This is a genomic window from Kitasatospora sp. Ki12 (genome assembly GCF_054601375.1).
This window is the reverse complement of record NZ_BAAIHT010000001.1, coordinates 3,202,310-3,224,561: the sequence shown is the minus strand read 5'-3', so window position 1 is coordinate 3,224,561 and position 22,252 is coordinate 3,202,310. Positions and strand designations below refer to the sequence as shown.

The 22,252-nt window shown below is 72.7% G+C and carries 13 protein-coding genes and 1 rRNA gene; 6 read left to right on the top strand and 8 right to left on the bottom strand.

Translation table 11 applies throughout. The annotated features are described in order from the left end of the window. Positions 1-196: 196 nt before the first annotated feature. The 5 genes from ACYP53_RS14245 to ACYP53_RS14225 form a co-directional block, all read right to left on the bottom strand. Positions 197-1,720, bottom strand: a 16S ribosomal RNA gene (locus ACYP53_RS14245). 540 nt (positions 1,721-2,260) lie between these two features. Continuing rightward, the gene (locus ACYP53_RS14240; protein ID WP_459647590.1) at positions 2,261-2,953 is read right to left on the bottom strand and encodes a nucleoside/nucleotide kinase family protein; all 693 of its coding nucleotides are present in this window, start codon (positions 2,951-2,953) and stop codon (positions 2,261-2,263) included. Positions 2,954-3,057: 104 nt separating this feature from the next. Next, the gene (locus tag ACYP53_RS14235) at positions 3,058-4,017 is read right to left on the bottom strand and encodes a S66 peptidase family protein (protein WP_459647589.1); all 960 of its coding nucleotides are present in this window, start codon (positions 4,015-4,017) and stop codon (positions 3,058-3,060) included. Between the two features lie 151 nt (positions 4,018-4,168). Then, entirely contained in the window at positions 4,169-5,233 is a 1,065-nt protein-coding gene (trpS, locus tag ACYP53_RS14230) for a tryptophan--tRNA ligase (protein WP_459647588.1), read from the bottom strand. Between the two features lie 200 nt (positions 5,234-5,433). Then, entirely contained in the window at positions 5,434-6,897 is a 1,464-nt protein-coding gene (locus ACYP53_RS14225) for an APC family permease (protein WP_459647587.1), read from the bottom strand. 364 nt (positions 6,898-7,261) lie between these two features. On the opposite strand from ACYP53_RS14225, the gene ACYP53_RS14220 reads away from it, so the two are divergent. Together ACYP53_RS14220 and ACYP53_RS14215 are read left to right on the top strand one after the other, a co-directional pair. Then, positions 7,262-8,377, top strand: a complete 1,116-nt coding sequence (locus ACYP53_RS14220; RefSeq protein WP_459647586.1) for an ABC transporter substrate-binding protein — start codon at positions 7,262-7,264, stop codon at positions 8,375-8,377. 225 nt (positions 8,378-8,602) lie between these two features. Next, on the top strand, positions 8,603-9,808 hold the full coding sequence (locus tag ACYP53_RS14215; protein WP_459647585.1) for a hypothetical protein: 1,206 nt from the start codon (positions 8,603-8,605) through the stop codon (positions 9,806-9,808). A 121-nt stretch (positions 9,809-9,929) separates the two neighbouring features. Here the strand turns inward: ACYP53_RS14215 and ACYP53_RS14210 are convergent, their stop codons facing one another. Continuing rightward, complete coding sequence (locus ACYP53_RS14210) at positions 9,930-10,487, bottom strand: NUDIX hydrolase (RefSeq protein ID WP_459647584.1); 558 nt, start codon at positions 10,485-10,487, stop codon at positions 9,930-9,932. A gap of 103 nt (positions 10,488-10,590) precedes the next feature. Here ACYP53_RS14210 and ACYP53_RS14205 point away from each other — a divergent pair, with 103 nt between their 5' ends. After that, positions 10,591-11,589 (top strand): ATP-grasp domain-containing protein, encoded by a 999-nt coding sequence (locus ACYP53_RS14205; protein ID WP_459647583.1) that lies wholly within the window; start codon positions 10,591-10,593, stop codon positions 11,587-11,589. Positions 11,590-11,679: 90 nt separating this feature from the next. On the opposite strand, the gene ACYP53_RS14200 is transcribed toward ACYP53_RS14205, so the two are convergent. Both ACYP53_RS14200 and ACYP53_RS14195 read right to left on the bottom strand, forming a co-directional pair. After that, positions 11,680-15,804, bottom strand: a complete 4,125-nt coding sequence (locus tag ACYP53_RS14200; protein ID WP_459647582.1) for an ABC transporter ATP-binding protein — start codon at positions 15,802-15,804, stop codon at positions 11,680-11,682. Positions 15,805-16,106: 302 nt separating this feature from the next. Continuing rightward, positions 16,107-16,868 (bottom strand): TetR/AcrR family transcriptional regulator, encoded by a 762-nt coding sequence (locus tag ACYP53_RS14195; protein WP_189919429.1) that lies wholly within the window; start codon positions 16,866-16,868, stop codon positions 16,107-16,109. A gap of 133 nt (positions 16,869-17,001) precedes the next feature. Between ACYP53_RS14195 and ACYP53_RS14190 the strand changes: the two genes are divergently transcribed. The 3 genes from ACYP53_RS14190 (at position 17,002) to ACYP53_RS14180 (ending at position 22,151) form a co-directional block, all read left to right on the top strand. Next, a complete protein-coding gene (locus tag ACYP53_RS14190; RefSeq protein WP_229928818.1) occupies positions 17,002-18,714 on the top strand; it encodes a carboxyl transferase domain-containing protein in 1,713 nt (570 codons plus the stop codon). A 153-nt stretch (positions 18,715-18,867) separates the two neighbouring features. Then, complete coding sequence (locus ACYP53_RS14185; RefSeq protein ID WP_459647581.1) at positions 18,868-21,150, top strand: acetyl/propionyl/methylcrotonyl-CoA carboxylase subunit alpha; 2,283 nt, start codon at positions 18,868-18,870, stop codon at positions 21,148-21,150. Beyond that, a complete protein-coding gene (locus tag ACYP53_RS14180; protein ID WP_459647580.1) occupies positions 21,147-22,151 on the top strand; it encodes a hydroxymethylglutaryl-CoA lyase in 1,005 nt (334 codons plus the stop codon). The genes ACYP53_RS14185 and ACYP53_RS14180 overlap by 4 nt, the downstream gene beginning before the upstream one ends. The last annotated feature ends 101 nt before the right edge of the window (positions 22,152-22,252 follow it).

Below are 22,252 nucleotides of genomic sequence, written 5' to 3'. Positions count from 1 at the left end.
CAAGTGAGGCCGGCACTGAGACAACGGAAACCGTTCCCTCAGGACCCAACAACGTGCCCGACACAACCAGACCTGATGCTCTCTTCCACGCCGAAGCAGTACTAGGAGAACAAGCCTTGCTGTGCCGAATAGTCAACGTTCCACCCATGAGCGACCGTGCAGAACATTCGCCTGCAAGCGGCCATGTGCTCCTTAGAAAGGAGGTGATCCAGCCGCACCTTCCGGTACGGCTACCTTGTTACGACTTCGTCCCAATCGCTGGTCCCACCTTCGACGGCTCCTCCCCTTACGGGTTAGGCCACCGGCTTCGGGTGTTACCGACTTTCGTGACGTGACGGGCGGTGTGTACAAGGCCCGGGAACGTATTCACCGCAGCATGCTGATCTGCGATTACTAGCAACTCCAACTTCATGGGGTCGAGTTGCAGACCCCAATCCGAACTGAGGCCGGCTTTTTGGGATTCGCTCCGCCTCGCGGCATCGCAGCCCTTTGTACCGACCATTGTAGCACGTGTGCAGCCCAAGACATAAGGGGCATGATGATTTGACGTCGTCCCCACCTTCCTCCGAGTTGACCCCGGCAGTCTCCTGTGAGTCCCCATCACCCCGAAAGGCATGCTGGCAACACAGAACAAGGGTTGCGCTCGTTGCGGGACTTAACCCAACATCTCACGACACGAGCTGACGACAACCATGCACCACCTGTATACCGACCACAAGGGGGCACCTGTCTCCAGGTGTTTCCGGCATATGTCAAGCCTTGGTAAGGTTCTTCGCGTTGCGTCGAATTAAGCCACATGCTCCGCTGCTTGTGCGGGCCCCCGTCAATTCCTTTGAGTTTTAGCCTTGCGGCCGTACTCCCCAGGCGGGGAACTTAATGCGTTAGCTGCGGCACCGACGACGTGGAATGTCGCCAACACCTAGTTCCCAACGTTTACGGCGTGGACTACCAGGGTATCTAATCCTGTTCGCTCCCCACGCTTTCGCTCCTCAGCGTCAGTAATGGCCCAGAGATCCGCCTTCGCCACCGGTGTTCCTCCTGATATCTGCGCATTTCACCGCTACACCAGGAATTCCGATCTCCCCTACCACACTCTAGCCTGCCCGTATCGAATGCAGACCCGGGGTTAAGCCCCGGGCTTTCACATCCGACGCGACAGGCCGCCTACGAGCTCTTTACGCCCAATAATTCCGGACAACGCTCGCACCCTACGTATTACCGCGGCTGCTGGCACGTAGTTAGCCGGTGCTTCTTCTGCAGGTACCGTCACTTGCGCTTCTTCCCTGCTGAAAGAGGTTTACAACCCGAAGGCCGTCATCCCTCACGCGGCGTCGCTGCATCAGGCTTTCGCCCATTGTGCAATATTCCCCACTGCTGCCTCCCGTAGGAGTCTGGGCCGTGTCTCAGTCCCAGTGTGGCCGGTCGCCCTCTCAGGCCGGCTACCCGTCGTCGCCTTGGTAGGCCATTACCCCACCAACAAGCTGATAGGCCGCGGGCTCATCCTGCACCGCCGGAGCTTTACACCAACCCCCATGCGGAGGAAGGTCATATCCGGTATTAGACCCCGTTTCCAGGGCTTGTCCCAGAGTGCAGGGCAGATTGCCCACGTGTTACTCACCCGTTCGCCACTGATCCACCCCGAAGGGCTTCACCGTTCGACTTGCATGTGTTAAGCACGCCGCCAGCGTTCGTCCTGAGCCAGGATCAAACTCTCCGTGAATGTATACCCGTAATCGGGTCGACACCCGCGTTGAGCGGCACGGCAACCACCGGAATAGGGTGATCCCGCGCACTGCGTCCTCGCTAGTGTTTTACTTCAAAAGGAATCTCCAACCCCAGAACAATCTGAGGCCGGGGATGTCAACATATCTGGCGTTGACTTTTGGCACGCTGTTGAGTTCTCAAGGAACGGACGCTTCCTTCGGACTGCCTTCCAGCAGGCCCTCCGGGCTTCGTTCTTTCGTGTTTCCAGCTTACCAGATGTTTTCCGCGCCGTTTCCGGGCTTCCTCATCCAACTCGCCGGTGTCTTCTGCGGCTTGATGCCCCGTCCGACGTTTCAAACTCTAGCCGATCCCCGCTCCGAAAAGCGAATCGACCGCAACCCATTAAAACGAGCACGCCGAATAAGAACCGAGCCACGACGCGGAAATGCGAACGCGACCCAGCCCGAACTGGGAAGTGGTGTTTCAGAGGATTGGCCGCCCCGGAACCGTCCGCGCCGATGCGTGTCCGGTGCTCCTGTCGAGCGACTAGGAAACACTACCCCTGTCCGGTGCCGGAGGCAACCCGGTCGAGCCCGCCGGTCCCGGGGACGGTCCGGGTGCAGAGCGCCCGGCCGGGCTTCACGTACTCGCCGTTGGGGTGGTCGTTGCCGGTGACCCAGTGGCGGGCGGTTGCCTCGTCGCGCCCGCCGTCGCGGTGGCGGCCGAGCAGGCGTTCCTCGCGGACCTGGTCGTCGGTGTGGACGTACCAGAGTTCGCGCAGCAGCCGGCGGGCGTCGGGCCAGGGCGTGTCGCTGGAGGCGAGGTAGTTGCCCTCGGTGATGACGAGGCGGGTGTGCGGGCGGACCACGTGGCGGGCGGCGACCGGTTCGTCCAGGGTGCGGTCGAAGTCCGGTGCGTAGATGTCCTGGAATCGGTCGGCGGCGATGCGGCGCAGCAGGGCGACGTAGCCGTGGGCGTCGAAGGTGGCCGGGGCGCCCTTGCAGTGGGCCAGGCCGAGGCGGTCGAGCTGGGCGCCGGAGAGGTGGAATCCGTCGAGCGGGACGTAGGCGGCGGTGCCCGGCCCCTCGGCCCGCTCGACCTCGGCCACCAGGTGGCGGGCCAGGGTGGACTTGCCGGCGCCGGGCGGGCCGGCAAGTCCCAGGATCGTGCGGGCGTTGCTGCCCGGGCCCCGGAGGAAGCCGAGGGCGAGCGAGGTGAGGGCGGGTGAGGTGAGGCGGTCCTCGTTCATGGCCGCACCCTACTCACCCGGGGTCCGCGGAACCGGGCCTTCAGTCGCCCCCCTGATCAGCCCCCTGCCCCCTGCCGCTGCTGCCCCTGCTGCCACCGCGGCCACTACCGCCGCTCGGCCAGCGCGGGCAGGTCCAGGGTGAGCGTGCCGGCGTCGGCGTCGAGGACGGCGGGGACGCCCAGCGGAACGGTGAGGGTGGACGGGGAGTGTCCGAAGCCCAGCTCCCAGAGCACCGGTATGCCGAGCCCTCCGAGCCGGTCGAGCATCACCTCGCGGACCCGCTCGGGACGTCCGCAGCCCTCCCAGGAGCCGAGGGCGATGCCGGCCACCCCGTCGAGGGCGCCGGAGCGCCGGAACTGGGTGAGGATCCGGTCGAGCTGGTACGGGTGCTCGTTCACGTCCTCCAGCACGAGGATGCTGCCCGCGTACGAGGACCGGGCGGCGGGGGTGCCGCGCTCCGCGACGAGGACGTGGGTGCACCCGCCGGCGGTGACGCCGTGGGCCCGGCCGGGGACGAGCGGGGTGGCGGTGGCGGAGGTGAGGACGGTGGTGGCGGCGGGGTCGAACAGGGTGCGGCGCAGGTGCTCGGCGGTGGGGGCGTCGGAGATGAAGGAGGAGGCGGCGGCCATCGGCCCGTACAGGGTGGCGAGGCCGAGTCGCTGGGCGAAGGCCTCTTGCAGGGAGCTCACGTCGCTGAAGCCGATGAAGGGCTTGGGTGCGGCGGCGCGCATCGCCGTCCAGTCGAGCAGGTCGACCATGCGGTGCACGCCGTAGCCGCCACGGGCGCAGATGACGGCGTCCACGGTGGGGTCGAGCCAGGCGGTCTGGAGGTCGGCGGCGCGGTCGGCGTCGGTGCCGGCGAGGTAGCCGAGGGCGGGGTGGGTGTCGAGGACGTGCGGGGCGACGGTGACGCGCAGCCCCCAGGAGCGGAGGATCGCGCAGCCCGCGGTGAGGCGTTCGGGGTCGATCGGGCCGCTGGGGGCGACGACGACGATGTGGTCGCCGGGGCGCAGGTGTGGCGGACGGGTCAGCCCCTGGCCGGGTGTGGTCGGGTGCTGGTCCATGGGCCGGGCCGCCTTTCGGGCGCGGGAGCGGGGTACGGCGGCCGCGCTGTGGCGCGGCCGCCCGGTGACGATATGCCCCCGCCCGGCCCGGCGGATGTCTGCGGGGTCCTATGGGCCTCGGTGTGAGGTCGGTGAGGTCGGTGAGGACGCTTCAGATCACGGCGCCCATCACCTCCCGGACTTCGGCGAGGGTGGCGTCGGCGACGGCGTTGGCGCGTTCGGCGCCGTCGCGCAGCACCTGCCGCAGGTGGCCGCGGTCGGCGGCGAGTGCGGCGCGGCGGGCGCGCAGCGGGCGGAGGTGCTCGTTGACGGACTCGGTGACGACGCGCTTGAGGACGGCGGCTCCGCCGTCGCCGACCTCCTCGGCCACGGCCTCGGGGGCGCGGTCCTGGCAGAGCGCGGCGAGCAGGACGAGGCTGGACACCTCGGGGCGGCCGGCCGGGTCGTAGCCGATGCGACGGTCGGCGTCCGTCCTGGCGCCGCGGATGATCCGGGCGGTCTCGTCGGCGGTGGCGCCGAGGGCGACGGCGTTGCCGCGGCTCTTGCTCATCTTCCCGCCGTCGGTGCCGAGCAGCATCGGGGCATCGGAGAGCAGGGCCTGCGGGCGGGGGAAGACGCCGCTGCCGTCGGTGTGCGGGTAGCGCTCGTTGAAGCGGCGGGCGACGGTGCGGGCGACTTCGAGGTGGGGCAGCTGGTCCTGGCCGACCGGGACGAGGTCGGCCTTGCAGAAGAGGATGTCGGCGGCCTGGTGGACGGGGTAGGTGAACATCAGCCCGCTGACGGCGGACTGGCTGGAGTGGGCGATCTCGTCCTTGACGGTGGGGTTGCGGTTGAGTTCGGCGACGCTGACCAGGCTGAGGAAGGGCAGCAGCAGCTGGTTGAGGGCGGGTACGGCGCTGTGCGCGAAGATCGTGGCCCGCTCGGGGTCCAGGCCGGCCGCGAGGTAGTCCAGGACGAGGTTCTCGGTGTGCTCGGCGAGCCGGTCGGCGAGGTCGCGGTCGGTGATGACCTGGTAGTCGGCGACCACGACGAACATCTCGACGCCCTGGTCCTGCAGTCGGACGCGGTTGCGCAGGGTGCCGAAGTAGTGGCCGAGGTGGAGCGGGCCGGTCGGGCGGTCCCCGGTGAGGACGCGGTGGGAGGTCGGGTCGTCGACGGTGGTGGTCGCGGTGGCAGCAGCGGCGGTGGCGGTGGCAACGGCGGTGGCGGTGTTCACGGGTACTCCTCGGTTCGGTACGGCGGCGGTGGCGGTGGTGGTCGCGGCCGTCCGGGGCGAGGGGCCCGTCCCGCTGGAGAGCGGGGAAACGCGACAGGGCCGTCCATCCCGGACGGCCCTGGTCAGGCGAGTGCTGGTGGCCGTCCTAGGACGGCCACCAGTTCAGGCCCACGAAGCGCTTCATGCGATCAAGCGTAGCGTCAGTCCTCCACCACCAGCGCGGGAGTTTCCCGGCGAAGCGTCTCGCCGCGGAAGAACTCCGGCCGCACCAGGCCGTAGCAGGTCATCAGCGCGGCGCCGAGCAGCAGGATGCCGACGCCGATGACGAACACCGAGCCGATGCCGAGGACGGCGCCGCTGCCGTAGTCCGGGGACCAGGCGTCGGTGAGGGTCTGCAGGAAGACCGCGCTCAGCAGCACGCCGCCGAGCAGCGGGGCGACGCCCTTGAGCAGCAGGTCGCGCGGACCGGTGCGCAGCGAGCGGCGGAAGTACCAGACGCAGGCGAACGCGGTCAGCGCGTAGTAGAAGCAGATCATCAGACCGAGCGCCAGGATGGTGTCCTGGACGACGTCCTCGCTGATCAGGCTCATGCCGACGTAGAAGACCGCGGTGGCGACGCCGGCCGCGACGGTCGCGTAGCCGGGCGTGCGGAAGCGCGGGTGGACGGTGCCGAAGCGCGGCGGCACGGCCCGGTAGGCGCTCATCGCGAGCAGGGTGCGGGCCACCGGGATGAAGGTGGTCTGCAGGCTGGCGGCGGCGCTGGCGACGACGGCCAGGAAGAGCAGGACACTCCACGGCGAGCCGAGCACCGGGCGGGCGAGCGCGGCGAAGACGTTGTCGGCGGTCTCCGGGTTGCCGAGGCCGGTGCCGGCGGTGCCGACGCCCGCGAACATCTGGGCGGCGACCGCGACCAGCAGGTACGAGCCGACCAGGGTGACCATGGTGAGCATCGCGGCGCGGCCGGGGGTCCTGGCGCCGCCGAGGGTCTCCTCGTTCATGGTCAGGCAGGTGTCCCAGCCCCAGTACATGAAGATCGACAGCGACAGTCCGGCGGTGAACGCGCTGAAGGAGCTGACCTGGAGCGGGTCCAGCCAGGAGAAGGAGAAGCCGATCGAGTCGGGCAGCTCGCCGGTGGCGGCCTTGCCGACGGCGATCGCCGCGAAGAGCAGCAGCACGGCCAGCTGGAGCCCGACCAGGCCGTACTGGAACCACTTGGTGGCGGTCATCCCCCGGTAGCTCATCGCAGTGGCGCCGGCGATCAGCAGGACCACGGTGAGCAGGTGGACGGCCTGGTTCCCGTCGAGGTCGGCGATCCGGTCGCTGCCGGTCATCTCACCGAGCATCAGGTAGAGGAAGTCGGTCGCGACCCCGGCCAGGTTGGAGAGCACGATGATGGTCGCGACGGTCAGTCCCCAGCCGGCCATCCAGCCGATCCGGGGGCCGAAGGCCTTGGCCGTCCAGGTGAAGGACGTTCCGCAGTCCGGGAAGTCCTTGTTCAGCTCCTTGTACGCGAACGCGACGAGCAGCATCGGCAGGAAGCCCACCAGGAACACCGCGGGCATCTGGACGCCGACCGCGGTGACGGTCGGACCGAGCGTCGCGGTCAGGCAGTAGACCGGGGCGACCGTCGAGACGCCCAGCACCACGCTGCCCAGCAGGCCCACGGAACCGCCCCGTAGACCCTTGTCCCCCGCTCCCCCGGCCGTCCCCGGCTCGGGGACTCCACCACTGGTGCCACTGACCGGGGCACCCTTCGGAGCGTCGGGCGCCGTTGCCCGGCCGCTGCTCGTGTGCTCTGAGAGCTGCTGATCAAACACCAGCGCACTCTAAGTGCGGACACGGAAGGTTGAATAGACCAACTCTTGGTGATTTTATGCACTTCGATGACCTTTGCCTCCCTCTGCCCGCCCCTGGCGGGAGTGTCCGGCGCCGGTCCCGGCCCCGGCCCCCGGCGGAGCGTCCGGTCCGTATCGAGATAGGTTTGCCTCACCTAAGTTCGATCGGTCCCGACCCGTGAAGGAGCGTCGCGTGGCCCCCACCTCCGACGACCTGGCCCTCGTCCCCCGCACCCCCAGCCGCCGCAGGTTCCTCACCGCCGGGATCGCCGGCGGGGCGGTCCTCGGCCTCGGCGGGCTGCTCACCGCCTGCGGCAGCTCCGGCGGATCGGGCGGCTCCGGCGGCTCCGGCGGATCGGCCCCCGGTGGCGGCGGAGCCACGCCTGACCAGAAGTCGGTCAAGCAGGGCGGCGACGACTACGCCACCGTGATCGAGAAGATGAAGGGCTTCGGCACCGACGCCGCCCCCGGTGTCTACCCGCGCACCGTCCGGCACGCCATGGGCGAGACCGTCATCCCGGCCAAGCCCGTCCGGGTCGTGGTGCTGGACACCGGCGAACTCGACAACGTCGTCTCGCTCGGCCTCCAGCCGGTCGGCGTCGTCCACACCGACGGCTCCAAGACCATGCCGTCCTACCTCAAGGACAAGGCCGGCAGCCCGGCCGCCGTCGGCACCATCAACAGCCTCAACCTGGAGGCCATCGCCGCGCTCAAGCCGGACCTGATCCTCGGCAGCCAGCTGCGCGCCCAGGACCAGTACGCGCAGCTGTCCAAGATCGCGCCGACCGTCTTCTCGCTGCGCCCCGGCTACCCCTGGAAGCAGAACTTCCTGCTCAACGCCAGCGCGTTCGGTCTGCAGGCCGAGGCCCAGGCGCAGCTCGACGCGTACCGGGCAGCGGCCACCGCGATCGGCGCCGGGCTCGGCGACAAGCGGCCCACCATCACACCGCTGCGCTTCATGCCGGGCCGCACCCGGCTCTACGCCGAGCTCTCCTTCATCGGCACCATCCTCACCGACGTGCCGCTGCCGCAGCCCAAGATCGAGCAGGTCAAGGAACTCGCGGTGGAGGTCAGCCCGGAGCAGATCGACAAGGCCGACGCCGACTGGGTCTTCTACGGCGTGTACGGCAGCCCCAGCTCGACCAACCAGGACGCGGTGCTGGGCGGCGCGCTCTGGAAGACCCTCGGGGCGGTCAAGTCCGGTCAGGCCCGGCCGGTTTCGGACGAGACCTGGTTCCTCGGGCTCGGCGTCATGGCGGCGAACGCGGTGCTCGCCGACCTCAAGGGCTTCGTGGCGCCCGGCAGTTGAGCCGGAGCCGCCGGTCGGGGCGGGCGGGGGCCGGCGCGGCCGGGACGGTGATCGGCCGGTGATCGGCCGGTGGTCCCGCGGGGCCCCAGGGGGCGGCCTCGCGGGCGCCGCGCGGTGGTCCTGCGGTCTTCCCCCGGTGGTCGCCCGCACGGCATCGGGTTCGACGCTTGGAGCTGGTCGCGCGGTGCGGGAGGATCGTCGGGACCATCCCCCGAAGGGCCGCCGATGACCTCGCTCCATCCCACCGCAACCGACCCGTCCCTGCCCGACCCGCCCGGCCCGCACGGCGCACCCGGGCAGCCCGCCGCGGCCGTCCCGATGTGCTCGATCGCGACGGCCGCCGAGGCCGTCACCACCACGTCCGGTACCGCCGACGGGGTGATCCGCCACGACTCGGTGCCGCAGCCGCGCAGCCGGGACGACGCGCGGGCGTACACCCTCCCCGCGGCGGCTCCGGCCCCGGCTCCCGTCACGGCCCCCGGCGGGGAGCCCGGCGCGGAGCCCGTCCCCGCGGACGGCGGTCCGGCCGCGGCGAGCCTGCGGGCGGCGTTCGCCGAGCGGCTGCGGGCCGCACGTGCGCAGGGCCGTTCGATCACCGAGCTGGCCGAGGCGTGCCGGCGACCGGTCGACGAAGTGCGGGCGCTGCTCGGCGAAAGCGAAGACGTAGGCGTAGGCGTGGGCGTGGGCGAAGCGGGCGTGGGCGTGGCCACGCCGCCTGCCGACGCCGGTGAACGCTTCGGTGAACACGGCGAAGCGCACGGCGACGAGCAGGGCGACGGGACCGCGGTCGGTGCCGGGTCCGAGGCCGGGTTCGTCCGGTTCCCGTCGGCGTCCGCGCCGGCGCGGCGTGCGGCGCGCGAAGAGCCGCGGATCCTCGGGTCCCGGCGGCCGTCGCCCTCGCGCCGACTGCGCCGGATGCACCCCCAGTCCGCTCCGAGCGGGCAGGAGGCGACCGCACGGGAGACGGCCGCGCCCGGCCCGGCCGGGGTCGGCTTCCCTGGTGCCGCCGAGTGGACGGGTGAACCCGCCGGTCCGACGGGAACGGTGACGGACCGGGTGCCGGACGCCCCGGCCGCGTTCGACGGGGCGTCTCCCGGCGAAGCTCCGCTCGGCATCCTGATCGGTGGCAGCCCCGGCCAGTCCGAGGCCCTCGGCCGACCGGAGGAGCGAGCACCCGTCCGGGTGGCGGCCGAGGTGATCCGGGCCGGACGCGGCACCAGTCTGGTGGTGCTGCCCTCCTGGCGCCCCGCCATCGCCGTCTCGGTGCCGACCGACCAACTGCTGTCCGCGACCGGGCTCGGCTCCGGGCGACTCGTCGGCGCCCGGCTGACGGTGCTGATGAACCCCGGCGCGCTGCACGACCGGGAGCTGGAGCTGCACGGCTGGGAGGCCGGTCCGGCCCCCCGGCCCCGGCGCGGCGGGCGGCCCTAGCCGGTCCGCGCGGCGCCCCGCCGTCCGACGGCTTCCCCCCGGGGGCGGCCGCCGATCGGTCGTCGGAGCCCCGGCCGCCGGGGCTCCGCCCGTCGGAGCTTCGGCTGTGGGTGTTCGGTGGTCAGCCGGTCGCCGGGGTGTTCGGGATGTACCCGAGGTCGACGGGCACCGGGGGCTGCCGGTCGGCGGCCCAGCTCTCGCGTACGGCGTCCAGCAGGTCCGGCAGCCTGGGCGGCCAGAGCGCGTCGGCGTTCTCGTCGGCGAGGTCGGCCGTGGTCCACCAGCGCCAGTCGAGGATCCGGTCGACGGCGTGCACCGCGCTGACGTCGCCGACCGGGCCGCGGTGCGGTCCGTCGGTGAGGTAGATGTGCTCGTGCTGGCGGACCGGGGTGCCGTGCCAGGTGAAGTCGTGTTCCCAGGTGCAGAGCAGCGGGCCGGGTTCGAGGTCGCTCCAGCCGGTCTCCTCCCACAACTCGCGTCGGGCGCCCTCCCACGGGGACTCGCCCGGCTCCAGCCCGCCGCCCGGCATGGTCCAGTGGACGCCCACCTCGTCGTTGTCCGAACGGAGCAGGAACACCGAGCCGTTCTCGTCCAGGACCACCGTGCGGGCGGCCTGCCGGGGCACCCGCCTGCCGGGCCGCAGCAGCTTGCGCATCGGGTTTCGCAGGGGATTTCGCATCGGATCACTCTCGCAGCGGCCGTTCGGGGCGTCGAGCCGATTCACCGTCCCGGGCCGGTGTCCTCGGGGTCGGCACCGGGTCTCGGGCCGTACCCTGACGGCCATGCCCGTACCCGCGATCTTGTTCCCCGCCGATCCGCTCAACCCGCGCCGACCCGATCCGCACTTCGCCTGGGAGGCCAGACTGCTGCGGGAGTCGGGCGGCGAACACCATCTGGTCGACCACGACGCGCTGCTCGCCGGGCAGGCCGAGGAGGCGGTCCGGCGGGTGCCGAGGGACAGCGGCCCGCTCTGGTACCGGGGTTGGATGCTCCCCTCGGCCCGGTACCGCGGCTTCGGCGCCGCGCTCACCGCCCGCGGCGGCAACCTGCTGACCAGCCCGCCCGGTTACGCGGCGGCCCACGAACTGCCCGGCTGGTACGGCGTGTTCGAGGGGGCGACCCCGGCCAGTGCGTGGATCCCCTCCGCCGGACCGGTGGCGCCCGGCCCGGCGGAGCTGGCCGCGGCCGCGGCCCGGCTGGGCGGGAGCGGCCCGGCGATCGTCAAGGACTACGTGAAGTCGCGCAAGCACGAGTGGCACGAGGCCTGCTACGTACCGGACTTGGCCGACCTCCCGGCCGTCGGCCGGGTGGTGGCGCGGTTCGTCGAACTGCAGGGCGAGTTCCTGGCCGGTGGCGTGGTGCTGCGGCGGTACGAGGAGTTCGAGCGCGCCGGTGGCGGCCCGGAGAGCGCCGACCGCGGCACCGGCGACAGGGGCTCCGGGCGCACGGGGGACGCTGCGGGCGCCCGGAGCACCGGGGACGCTGCGGGCGGCGGGCCGGGCGCGGGCGGGCGGGCCGTGGAGGCGCGGGTGTGGTGGCTGGACGGTCGGCCGGTCCTGGTCGGACCGCACCCGGACGCCCCGCACCAGAGCGTCGAACCCGACCTCACCGAGGTCCGGGCACTGGTCCGGACGCTCGGCTGCCGCTTCGTCACCACCGACCTCGCCAGCCGGGCCGACGGCTCCGGCTGGCGGGTGGTCGAGGTCGGGGACGGACAGGTGAGCGACCTGCCGCGCGGGATCGACCCCTCGGGGCTGCTCACCGCGCTGATCGCCGCCTGACAGCAGGCAGAGCAGCCGTCACCTCCGCCCGGCCGAAGGGTTTCCGAGGGCTCCCGGCCCGGCGGCCGATCCGGCTCCCGACCCGGCGGCCTACCCGGCGGTGACGGTCTCGGCCGCCGGGTGGCCGTCCGCGATGAACGCCTGCCAGAGCCGGGCGTACGTGCCGCCCCGGGCGAGCAGGTCGGCGTGGGTGCCGTCCTCGACCACCCGGCCGTGGTCCAGCACGATCACCCGGTCGGCGCGCTCCGCGGTGGTCAGGCGGTGGGCGATCACCAGGGTGGTGCGACCGCCGCTGAGCCGGTCCGCGGCATGGTTGACCGCCGCCTCGGTGGCCAGGTCGAGTGCCGCGGTGGCCTCGTCGAGCAACAGGATGTCCGGGTCGACCAGTTCGGCCCGGGCCAGCGCGATCAGCTGGCGCTGCCCCGCCGAGAGGTTGCGGCCGCGGCCGGCCACCTCGTGGTCGTAGCCGCCCGACAGCCGGACGATCATGTCGTGCGCGCCGACCGCCCGGGCCGCCGCCTCCACCTCGGCCGCCGAGGCGTCCGGCCTGCCGTAGGCGATCGCCTCACGGACCGTGCCCGCGAACAGGTAGGCCTCCTGCGGCACCACGCCCAGGCGGTGGCGGTACTGCGCCAGGTCGTAGCGGGTGAGGTCGACCCCGTCCACCCGGACGGTGCCCTCGGTCGCGTCGTAGAAGCGGGCGACCAGCTTCACCAGCGTCGACTTCCCGGCGCCGGTCTCCCCGACCAGGGCCACCGTCTGCCCGGCCGGGATGTGCAGGTCCACGCCGGACAGCACGTCCGGGGCGCCGTCCGCGCCGCCGTTGTAGGCGAAGCCGACCCCCTCGAAGGTGATCTCGCCGCGCAGCCCCTTGGACACCGGGACCGGTTCGGCCGCCTCCGCCGTGGTGGTCGGGGTGCGCAGCAGCTCGCGGATCCGGCCGAGGCCGACCGAGGCCTGCTGGTAGCCGTCGAAGACCTGGGACAGCTGGTTGACCGGGGCGAAGAACAGGTCGATGTAGAGCAGGTAGGCGACCAGCGCGCCGACCGTCAGCGTCTGGGACTCGACCCGGGAGGCACCCACGATCAGCACCAGCGCGGCGGCCACGCTGGAGAGGAACTGGACGAACGGGAAGTACAGCGAGATGTACAGCTGCGCGCGGACCCGGGCCTCGCGGTAGGCGATGCCGCGCGCCACGAAGCGGTCGGTGTTGGTGTCCAGGCGGCGGAAGGCCTGGACGATCCGCATGCCGGCCACGTTCTCCTGCAGGTCCGCGTTGACGGTGCTGATCAGGTCGCGGGAACGCTCGTACTGGTCCTTGGACTTCCGGCGGAACACCAGGGTCGCGATCACCAGCAGCGGCAGCACGGCGAAGACCACCAGGGCCAGGCCCGCGTCGATGATCAGCAGGGCCGCGAAGATCCCGGCGAAGGTCAGCAGGCTGACCACGGCGGTGACCATGCCGGTCTGCAGGAAGGACGTCAGCGAGTCCAGGTCGGTGGTCATCCGGGTCATGATCCGGCCGGTCAGCTCGCGCTCGTAGTAGTCCAGGCCCAGCCGGTTGAGGTGGGCGAAGATCTTGAGCCGGAGCGTGTAGAGGACGCGCTCGCCGGTACGGCCGCTGATCCGGTTCTCGGCGCCCTGCACCAGCCAGTCCAGCAGGACCACGACCAGCGCGGTGAGCGCGGCCACCGCGACACCGGACATCAGGCCCTTGCGGACGCCCTCGTCGATGCCGTGCCGGATCAGCACCGGCAGGACCAGGCCGGCCCCCGCGTCCAGGGCGACCAGCAGGAGCGCGATCAGCAGCGGGGTGCGGAAGGGGCGCAGCAGGCGGCCCAGGGAGAAGTCGGGGTCACCGGCCTCGGCCTCGGCCCGGGGGACGTCCGGGCTGTCGGCGGCGGGCGGCAGCGCGGCGACCTTGGCCAGCAGGTCGGGGTCGGCGGCGCGGGCGGCCTTCGCCAGGGCGGGGGTGGGGAGCGCGGGGATGGGGAGTGCGGGGGTGGACGGCTGTTCGACGGGCGGGGGGCCGGCGGGGGTGTCGGCCTTGGTGACCGTCGGGGCGTCGGCCTGGGCTTCCGTCGACGTGCCGGTCGGCCCTTCGGCCGGTGTGCCGGCGGCGGGGTGCTGGGTGGCGCGGCCCGCCTCGGGGTCGGTGATCAAGGCCCGGTACTGGGGACATCGGGCTTCGAGTTCCTCGTGCGTGCCGATGTCCAGCAGCCGGCCGCGTTCCAGGACGGCGATCCGGTCGGCGAGCTGGAGGGTCGAGCGGCGGTGGGCGATCAGCAGCGTGGTGCGGCCGGCCATCACCGAGCGCAGCGCGTCGTGGATCTCCGCCTCGACCTGCGGGTCCACCGCCGAGGTGGCGTCGTCCAGCAGCAGGATCCGGGGGTCGGTGAGGATCGCCCGGGCCAGCGCGATGCGCTGGCGCTGGCCGCCGGAGAGGGTCAGACCCTGCTCGCCGACCTTGGTCTCGTAGCCGTCCGGCAGCGCGCGGACGAACTCGTCGGCCTGGGCGGCGCGGGCGGCCGCGACGATCTGCTCGTCCGTGGCGTCCGGGCGGCCGTAGGCGATGTTGGTGCGGACCGACTCGGAGAAGAGGAAGCTCTCCTCGGGGACTATGCCGACCGTCGCGCGGACCGAGTCCAGGGTGAGGTCGCGCAGGTCGTGGCCGTAGAGGCGGACGGCACCCTCGGACGGGTCGTAGAAGCGCGACACCAGTTGGGCGACCGTCGACTTGCCGGAGCCGGAGGCGCCGACCAGGGCGAGGGTCTCGCCGGGGGCCAGCTCCAGGCTGAGGCCGTGCAGGACGGGGGCGGGGTGCTCGGGGTCGTACCGGAACTCGACCCGGTCGAACTCCAGGGCGACGTCGGAGGTCCGGGGGCCGACGGCCGTGCCGTGCGGGGTAGCGCCGTGCGAGGTCGTCCCGTGCGGGGTGGCGCCGTGCGAGGTCGTCCCGTGCGGGGTGGCGGCATCCTGGGTGAGGTCCAGGGTGAGCGCTTCCGGGCGCTCCTGGACCAGCGGGCGCTCGTCGATCAGCTGCAGGACGCGTTCCACGCCGGCCCGGGCCTGCTGGCCGACGGTGATGATCATGGTCAGCATCCGGACCGGGCCGGTCATCTGCGCGACGTAGGTCGAGAAGGCGACGAAGGTCCCGAGCGAGACCCGGCCGTCGACGGCCAGCCAGCCGCCGAAGGCCAGGACGGCGACCTGGGCGAGCGCGGGGATCGCCTGCATCGCCGGGTTGTAGCGGGCGTTGAGCCGGATCGAACGGAGCCGGGCCGCGAACAGGTTGTGGGAGGCCTGCTCCAGCTTGTCCAGCTCCTGCGCCTCCTGGCCGAAGCCCTTGACCACCCGGACGCCGCCGATCGCACCGTCCACCACGCCGGCGACGGCGGCCGCCTCCTGCTGGGCCGCCCAAGTCGCGGGGAACAGGCGCTTGCGGCTGAACGCGGAGACCCACCACAGCGCGGGCGCCATGACGAGGGCGACCAGGGTGAGCGGCGGGGACAGCCAGATCATCACGGCCAGCGACATGACGAACATCAGCAGGAAGCCGGTCATCATCGGCACCATCGAGAGCAGGCCGTTGACCAGCTGGAGGTCCGAGGTCGCGCGCCCGACCACCTGGCCGGTGTCGAGCCGGTCCTGGCGGTGGCCGTCGAGCCGGCCGAGCGAGCGGAACAGGTCGCTGCGCAGGTCGTGCTGGACGTCGAGGGCGAGCTGACCGCCGTAGTAGCGGCGGACCTGGGTGCAGCCGAAGACCACGACGGCGGCCAGCAGCAGCACCACCGCCCAGGGGGTCAGCGAGCGGGTGCGGGCGACGATGACGTCGTCGATGATCAGCTTGGTGACCAGCGGCACCAGCGCGGTGACGGCCATGCCGAGGAGCGAGGCACCGAAGGCGAGCAGCAGGCTGCGACGGGACCGCCAGCTGTACCCGACCAGACGGCGCAGCCAGCCGGCGGGCTCGGCGCGCCCGGTGCCGGTGTCCGCTCCGGTGGTGTCCGCTCGGGCGGTGTCCGCTCCGGTGGTGTCCGCTCGGGCGGTGTCCGTTCCGACGGCGTCCGCTCGGGCGGTGTCGGCTCCGGTGGCGTCCGCTCGCGCGGTGTCCGAACGGGCGGTGCGCTCGTCGACGAGGGCCTCCGGGGCAGGGCCCGGGGCCGGTGAGCCGCTCGGGGATGGCTCCACCGTGGATCCGTGAGTCTCAGGCATATTTAGGGATGCTAACCATTTCGTCGGGTGGCCGCCACGGCGTTTCCGCCCCGGTGGGGTCGGGCGGGCCGGAGCAGCCCGGATCGTCCGGTCCGGCGGACTGGGCAACAGCCGGCGGCCGACGGAGATTCCCGATCGAACGCCCGCACGGCCGGCCTCGACGGCCGCCCGCCTCCAGGGTCGCCCCATCGTCCGCCGAACGCCCAGCGACCGGGGGCGGTCGGCCACCCTCCTTTGGGCCTAGGCCTCTCGGCGGGGCGTTCGGGCGAGGACCCGGCGGGAGAAGTCGCCGGGCGGAGGGGTCAGTCCTGTGCGGGGGCGTCGCCGCCCGAGGGCGACCCGTCGACGGCGGCCGAGCCCGTGGTGGCGGCGTTCGCGGCGGCGGCGAACGCGCCGTGGGCGAGGGTGTGCAGCAGGGCGGCCATGCCGTCCCGCTGGAGACCGGAGCGCTCACCCTGACCGGAGCGCTCACCCTGGCCGACGCGCTCGACGGAGCCGGGGTTCGGGCCGGAGCCCGAGCCCGGATTCGACCCCGGGTTCGAGCCGAGGCTGTGCGGGGTCGAGTTGATCAGGCCGAAGACGGCGTGCACGGTGGCCCGCGCCACCGGCTCGGCGGCGGGGTCGGCCAGCGGCGGGTAGGCCTGCCGGACCACGTCCACCCACAGTTCGACGTAGCCGCGCTGGAGCCGGCGGACGGTGCGGCGGTCCTCCTCCTTGAGGTTCAGCAGCTCGCGGTCGTGCAGGGTGATCAGGTCGCGGTCGTCCAGGGCGAAGTCGACGTGGCCGCCGATCAGCGCGTCCAGCGCGGCCGCCGGACCGTCGCCGCCGCCCGCCCGGCGGCGCCCCTCCTCCAGCAGGCGCTCGCTGATGCCGATCAGCAGGTCGGCGAGCATCGCGTCCTTGCCGGCGAAGTGGCGGTAGAGCCCGGGGCCGCTGATCCCGACGGCCTTGCCGATCTCGTCCACGCCCACGCCGAGGAAGCCCCGGGCGGCGAACAGTCGCGCGGCCTCCCGGCGGATCTGGTCGCGACGTGGGAGCGCGGAGGTTGCGGGGACGTTCGGCATGCCGTCCATCGTAGACAGTCGGGTTATCCGTCGTTAACCTGGGCGGCGTAAGTTAACGTTAATTAACGTCGGACTTCGAGGGCGCACGGCATCCGGCGCCCACCTGGTGCCGAGGGCAAGGGAGCTCTTGGGAATGGTCATCTCAACCGCCGGCACACCCACCGGCCTCCAGATCAGCGCAGCGAACGGCACCGCGACATCGCCGGTCCCCGTACCGCCCGGAGCCGCCGCCCCGGCACCCCGGCTCGGCACCTCGGTCGACCCGGGCTCCGCGGCCTACCGCGCGAACACCGAGGCGCACCAGGAGCTGGTCGCCGAACTGCGCGCGAAGCTCGACGCGGCCGCTCTGGGCGGCGGCGCCAAGGCCCGCGCCCGGCACACCGCGCGCGGCAAGCTCCTCCCGCGCGACCGGGTGGACACCCTGCTCGACCCCGCCTCCCCCTTCCTCGAACTGGCCCCGCTGGCCGCCGACGGGATGTACGACGGGGCGGCGCCCGCGGCCGGGGTGATCGCCGGCATCGGCCGGGTCGCCGGACGCGAGGTGGTGGTGGTCGCCAACGACGCCACCGTCAAGGGCGGCACCTACTACCCGATGACGGTGAAGAAGCACCTGCGCGCCCAGGAGGTCGCGCTGGAGAACCGGCTCCCCTGCCTCTACCTGGTGGACTCCGGCGGCGCCTTCCTCCCGATGCAGGACGAGGTCTTCCCGGACCGCGACCACTTCGGCCGGATCTTCTACAACCAGGCCAGGCTCTCCGCCGCGGGCATCCCGCAGATCGCCGCCGTGCTCGGCTCCTGCACGGCCGGCGGCGCGTACGTCCCGGCGATGAGCGACCAGGCCGTGATCGTCCGCAACCAGGGCACGATCTTCCTGGGCGGCCCGCCGCTGGTGAAGGCCGCCACCGGCGAGGTGGTCACCGCCGAGGAGCTGGGCGGCGGCGAGCTGCACTCCCGCACCTCGGGCGTGACGGACCACCTGGCCGAGGACGACGCCCACGCCCTCTCGATCGTCCGCACGATCGTCGCCGGGCTCGGCCCGCGCACGGCCCGGCCCTGGCCGCTCACCCCGGTCGAGCCGCCGGCCGTCGACCCGGCGGGCCTGTACGGCGCCGTCCCGGTCGACCCGCGCACGCCCTACGACGTCCGCGAGGTGATCGCCCGGCTGGTGGACGGCAGCCGCTTCGCCGAGTTCAAGGCCGAGTACGGCGCGACCCTGGTCACCGGCTTCGCCCGGATCCACGGCCACCCCGTCGGCATCGTCGCCAACAACGGCGTGCTGTTCTCCGAGTCGGCCGTCAAGGGCGCCCACTTCATCGAGTTGTGCGACCAGCGCGGCATCCCCCTCCTCTTCCTGCAGAACATCACCGGCTTCATGGTCGGTCGGCAGTACGAGGCGGGCGGCATCGCCAAGCACGGCGCCAAGATGGTCAACGCCGTCGCCTGCACCCGCGTCCCGAAGCTGACCGTGGTGATCGGCGGCTCGTACGGAGCCGGCAACTACTCGATGTGCGGCCGGGCCTACTCACCCCGCTTCCTGTGGATGTGGCCGGGTTCCAAGATCTCCGTGATGGGCGGCGAGCAGGCGGCCTCCGTGCTGGCCACCGTCCGCCGCGACCAGCTGGAGGCGCACGGCGAGCAGTGGCCGGCCGAGGCGGAGGAGGAGTTCAAGCGCCCGGTCCGCGAGCAGTACGAGCGGCAGGGCAGCGCCTACTACGCCTCCGCCCGGCTCTGGGACGACGGTGTGATCGACCCGATGGACACCCGCACCGTCGTGGGCCTGGCGCTCACCGCCTGCGCCAACGCCCCGCTGGCGCCGCCCGCCCCGTACGGCGTCTTCCGCATGTGACCGCCGGGCCGCCCCCGCGGTCATGACCCCTTCGTCGTGACCCCTTCCTTCCGGGTGCGACGTCCGCGGCGCCGGTCCGGCCCCGGGCCGGCGCCCGACTTCCCACCGACACCTCCTTCGTACGGCTCCCCTCGACCCGGAGGAACGCCTCCCATGTTCGACACAGTTCTGGTCGCCAACCGCGGTGAGATCGCCCTCCGGGTGATCCGCACCCTGCGGCGGCTCGGCGTCCGCTCGGTCGCCGTGTTCAGCGACGCGGACGCCGACGCCCCGCACGTCCGCGAGGCGGACGTCGCGGTCCGGCTCGGCCCGGCCGACCGCAGCGACAGCTCGGCCGCCGAGACCTACCTGCGGACCGACCAGATCCTCGCCGCCGCCCGCCGCACCGGCGCCCAGGCCGTCCACCCCGGCTACGGCTTCCTCGCGGAGAACCCCGGCTTCGCCCGCGCCTGCGCCGACGCCGGCCTCGTCTTCATCGGACCGCCGCCCGGCGCGGTCGAGCTGATGGGCGACAAGATCAACGCCAAGGAGGCCGTCCGGGCCGCCGGCGTCCCGGTGGTCCCCGGCAGCCAGGCCACCGCGCCCACCGACGAGGAACTCGTCGCCGCCGCCGAGGAGATCGGCTACCCGGTGCTGCTCAAGCCGTCCGCCGGCGGCGGCGGCAAGGGCATGCGCCTCGTCCGGGACCCGGCCGAGCTGCCCACCGAGATCGCCGCCGCCCGACGCGTCGCCCGTACGGCCTTCGGTGACGACACCCTGCTGCTGGAGCGCTGGGTCGACCGGCCGCGCCACATCGAGGTGCAGGTGCTGGCCGACGCCCACGGCACCACCGTCCACCTCGGCGAGCGCGAGTGCAGCCTGCAGCGCCGCCACCAGAAGCTGATCGAAGAGGCTCCCTCCGTTCTCCTCAATGCCGAGACCCGCGCCGCGATGGGCGCCGCGGCCGTCCGCGCCGCGGAGTCCTGCGGCTACACCGGCGCCGGCACCGTGGAGTTCATCGTCCCCGGCATCGACCCGGACGCCCCCTCCGCCTCCGCCGCCGAGGGGGTGCGGGACTTCTTCTTCATGGAGATGAACACCCGTCTCCAGGTGGAACACCCCGTCACCGAGCTCGCCGTCGCCGTCGGGCCCGACGCGACCCGGCTCGACCTGGTCGAGTGGCAGCTGCGCGTCGCCGCCGGCGAACCGCTCACCTTCACCCAGTCCGACATCTCCTTCCTGGGCCACGCCATCGAGGCCCGCATCTGCGCCGAGGACCCGGAACGGGACTTCCTGCCCACCGGCGGCCGCATCCTCACCCTGGACGAGCCCCGGGGCGAGGGCATCCGCGTCGACTCCGGGGTCGCCCCCGGAACCGTCATCACCAGCGCCTACGACCCGATGCTCGCCAAGGTCATCGCGTACGGTCCCGACCGACCGACCGCGCTGCGCCGGCTCCGCGCCGCGCTGGCCGACACCCGCATCCTGGGCGTCACCACCAACACCGGCTTCCTGCGCCGGCTCCTCGCACACCCCGAGGTCGTCGCCGGCCGACTGGACACCGGCCTGGTGGAGCAGACCGCCCAGCAGCAGCCGGCCCTGCTCACCGCGCCGTACTCCCCCGTCAACGCGACCGACCCGGCCGGGACCACGACGCCCGCCCACCCCGGGACCGGGGCCGACGCCGCAGCGACCGGATCACCGTCGCCCGCTCACCTCCTCTACTACGCGGCCGCGCTGGCACGGCACCTGGCACTCACCCCGGCCGCCACCCCCGACGGCTGGGCCGACCCGTTCTCCCTTCCCTCCGGCTGGCGCCTGGGCGGCACCCCCGCCTGGACCACCCACCGACTCCGTACCCCCGGCCAGGACCCGGTGTCGGTGCGCATCCGTTCGATCACTGCGGGCAACGTAACCGATGCCACTGACAATCCCGCCGGGCCCACCCGCGAGGTGGAGCTCCGGCTCGGCGACGGGCCGTCGCACCGCGCCCGCGCGACCCTGGCGGGCGACCGGCTGCACCTGACCGTCGACGGCCTGCAGACCGCGTTCTCGCTGGCCACCGACGCCACCCCCGGCCTCGCCGCCGGGCCGGTGACCTGGCTCGGCATCGAGGGCGACGCCTGGCCGCTGCACGCCCACGACCCGGTCGGCGAGGCCGCCGCCGGGGCCGGCGCGCACCACGGCGCCCTCACCGCGCCGATGCCCGGCACCGTCACCGTCGTCAAGACCACGGCGGGCGAGACCGTCCGCAAGGGCCAGCCCCTGCTCGTGCTGGAGGCCATGAAGATGGAGCACGTGATCGCCGCGCCGCACGACGGCGTGGTGGCCGAACTACGGGCCACCGCCGGTGCCACCGTCGCGATGGAGGACCTGCTGGTCGTGGTCACCCCGGCCGAGGAGGCCACGACCGGAACGGTCACTGCCCCCGCCGAGCCCGCGGAGGTGCGGTCGTGACCACCCCCGCCCACGAGCCCGCTTCCGCCCACGAGCCCGACGCCCTCGACCTGGGCCTGCCCGACCCGGTCCGCGCCCCCGGCCTGCCCGAGGAGGTCCGGATCCACGAGGTCGGACCGCGCGACGGCCTGCAGAACGAGGGCTCCCTGGTCCCGGTCGAGGTCAAGGCCGAGTTCATCGCCCGGCTCGCGGCGGCCGGCCTGCGCACCGTCGAGGCCACCAGCTTCGTCCACCCGAAGTGGGTGCCGCAGCTGGCCGACGCCGAGGAGCTGATGCCCAGGCTCGCCGGCCTGCCGGAGCGCCACCCCGGCCTGCGGCTGCCGGTCCTGGTGCCCAACGAGCGCGGCCTGGACCGCGCGCTCGCCCACCGGGCCGGCGACGTCGCGGTGTTCGCCAGTGCCACCGAGACCTTCGCCCGCCGCAACCTCAACCGCTCCGCGGACGAGGCCATGGCGATGTTCCGCCCGGTCGTGACCCGGGCGGCCGAGGCCGGGATCGCGGTCCGCGGCTACCTGTCGATGTGCTTCGGCGACCCGTGGGAGGGCCCCGTCCCGGTCCCCCAGGTGGTCCGGTACGGCGTGCAGCTGCTGGAGATGGGCTGCTCGGAGCTGAGCCTCGGCGACACCATCGGCGTCGCCACCCCGGGCCAGGTCGGCGCCCTGCTGGCCGGCTTCGCCCGGGCCGGGGTGGCCGCCGACCGGCTCGCCGTGCACTTCCACGACACCTACGGCCAGGCGCTCAGCAACACCCTGGCGGCGCTGCGCGAGGGCGTCACCACCGTGGACGCCTCGGCGGGCGGCCTGGGCGGCTGCCCGTACGCGAAGAGCGCCACCGGGAACCTGGCCACCGAGGACCTGGTCTGGATGCTGCACGGCCTCGGCATCCGCACCGGCGTCGACCTGCGCGCCCTGGTCGCCACCAGCGGCTGGATGGCCGAGCGCCTCGGCCGCCCGAGCCCCTCCCGCACCGTCCAGGCGCTGCTCGGCGCCGCCCGGGGCTGACCCGGCCCCGCCACCCGCTCCGGCGCCGGCCGCGCCCCCTTCGGTCCGGCCGGCGCCACGCACCACGTCCGTCCCGGACCGCCCATCCCTCAACCGCACCG

Excerpts from the sequence above, each read along its gene's own strand:
- ACYP53_RS14240 (WP_459647590.1), bottom strand. The coding sequence starts at position 2,953 with ATGAACGAGGACCGCCTCACCTCACCCGCCCTCACCTCGCTCGCCCTC.
- ACYP53_RS14235 (WP_459647589.1), bottom strand. The coding sequence starts at position 4,017 with ATGGACCAGCACCCGACCACACCCGGCCAGGGGCTGACCCGTCCGCCA.
- ACYP53_RS14215 (WP_459647585.1), top strand. The coding sequence starts at position 8,603 with ATGACCTCGCTCCATCCCACCGCAACCGACCCGTCCCTGCCCGACCCG.
- ACYP53_RS14210 (WP_459647584.1), bottom strand. The coding sequence starts at position 10,487 with ATGCGAAATCCCCTGCGAAACCCGATGCGCAAGCTGCTGCGGCCCGGC.
- ACYP53_RS14205 (WP_459647583.1), top strand. The coding sequence starts at position 10,591 with ATGCCCGTACCCGCGATCTTGTTCCCCGCCGATCCGCTCAACCCGCGC.
- ACYP53_RS14200 (WP_459647582.1), bottom strand. The coding sequence starts at position 15,804 with ATGCCTGAGACTCACGGATCCACGGTGGAGCCATCCCCGAGCGGCTCA.
- ACYP53_RS14195 (WP_189919429.1), bottom strand. The coding sequence starts at position 16,868 with ATGCCGAACGTCCCCGCAACCTCCGCGCTCCCACGTCGCGACCAGATC.
- ACYP53_RS14190 (WP_229928818.1), top strand. The coding sequence starts at position 17,002 with ATGGTCATCTCAACCGCCGGCACACCCACCGGCCTCCAGATCAGCGCA.
- ACYP53_RS14185 (WP_459647581.1), top strand. The coding sequence starts at position 18,868 with ATGTTCGACACAGTTCTGGTCGCCAACCGCGGTGAGATCGCCCTCCGG.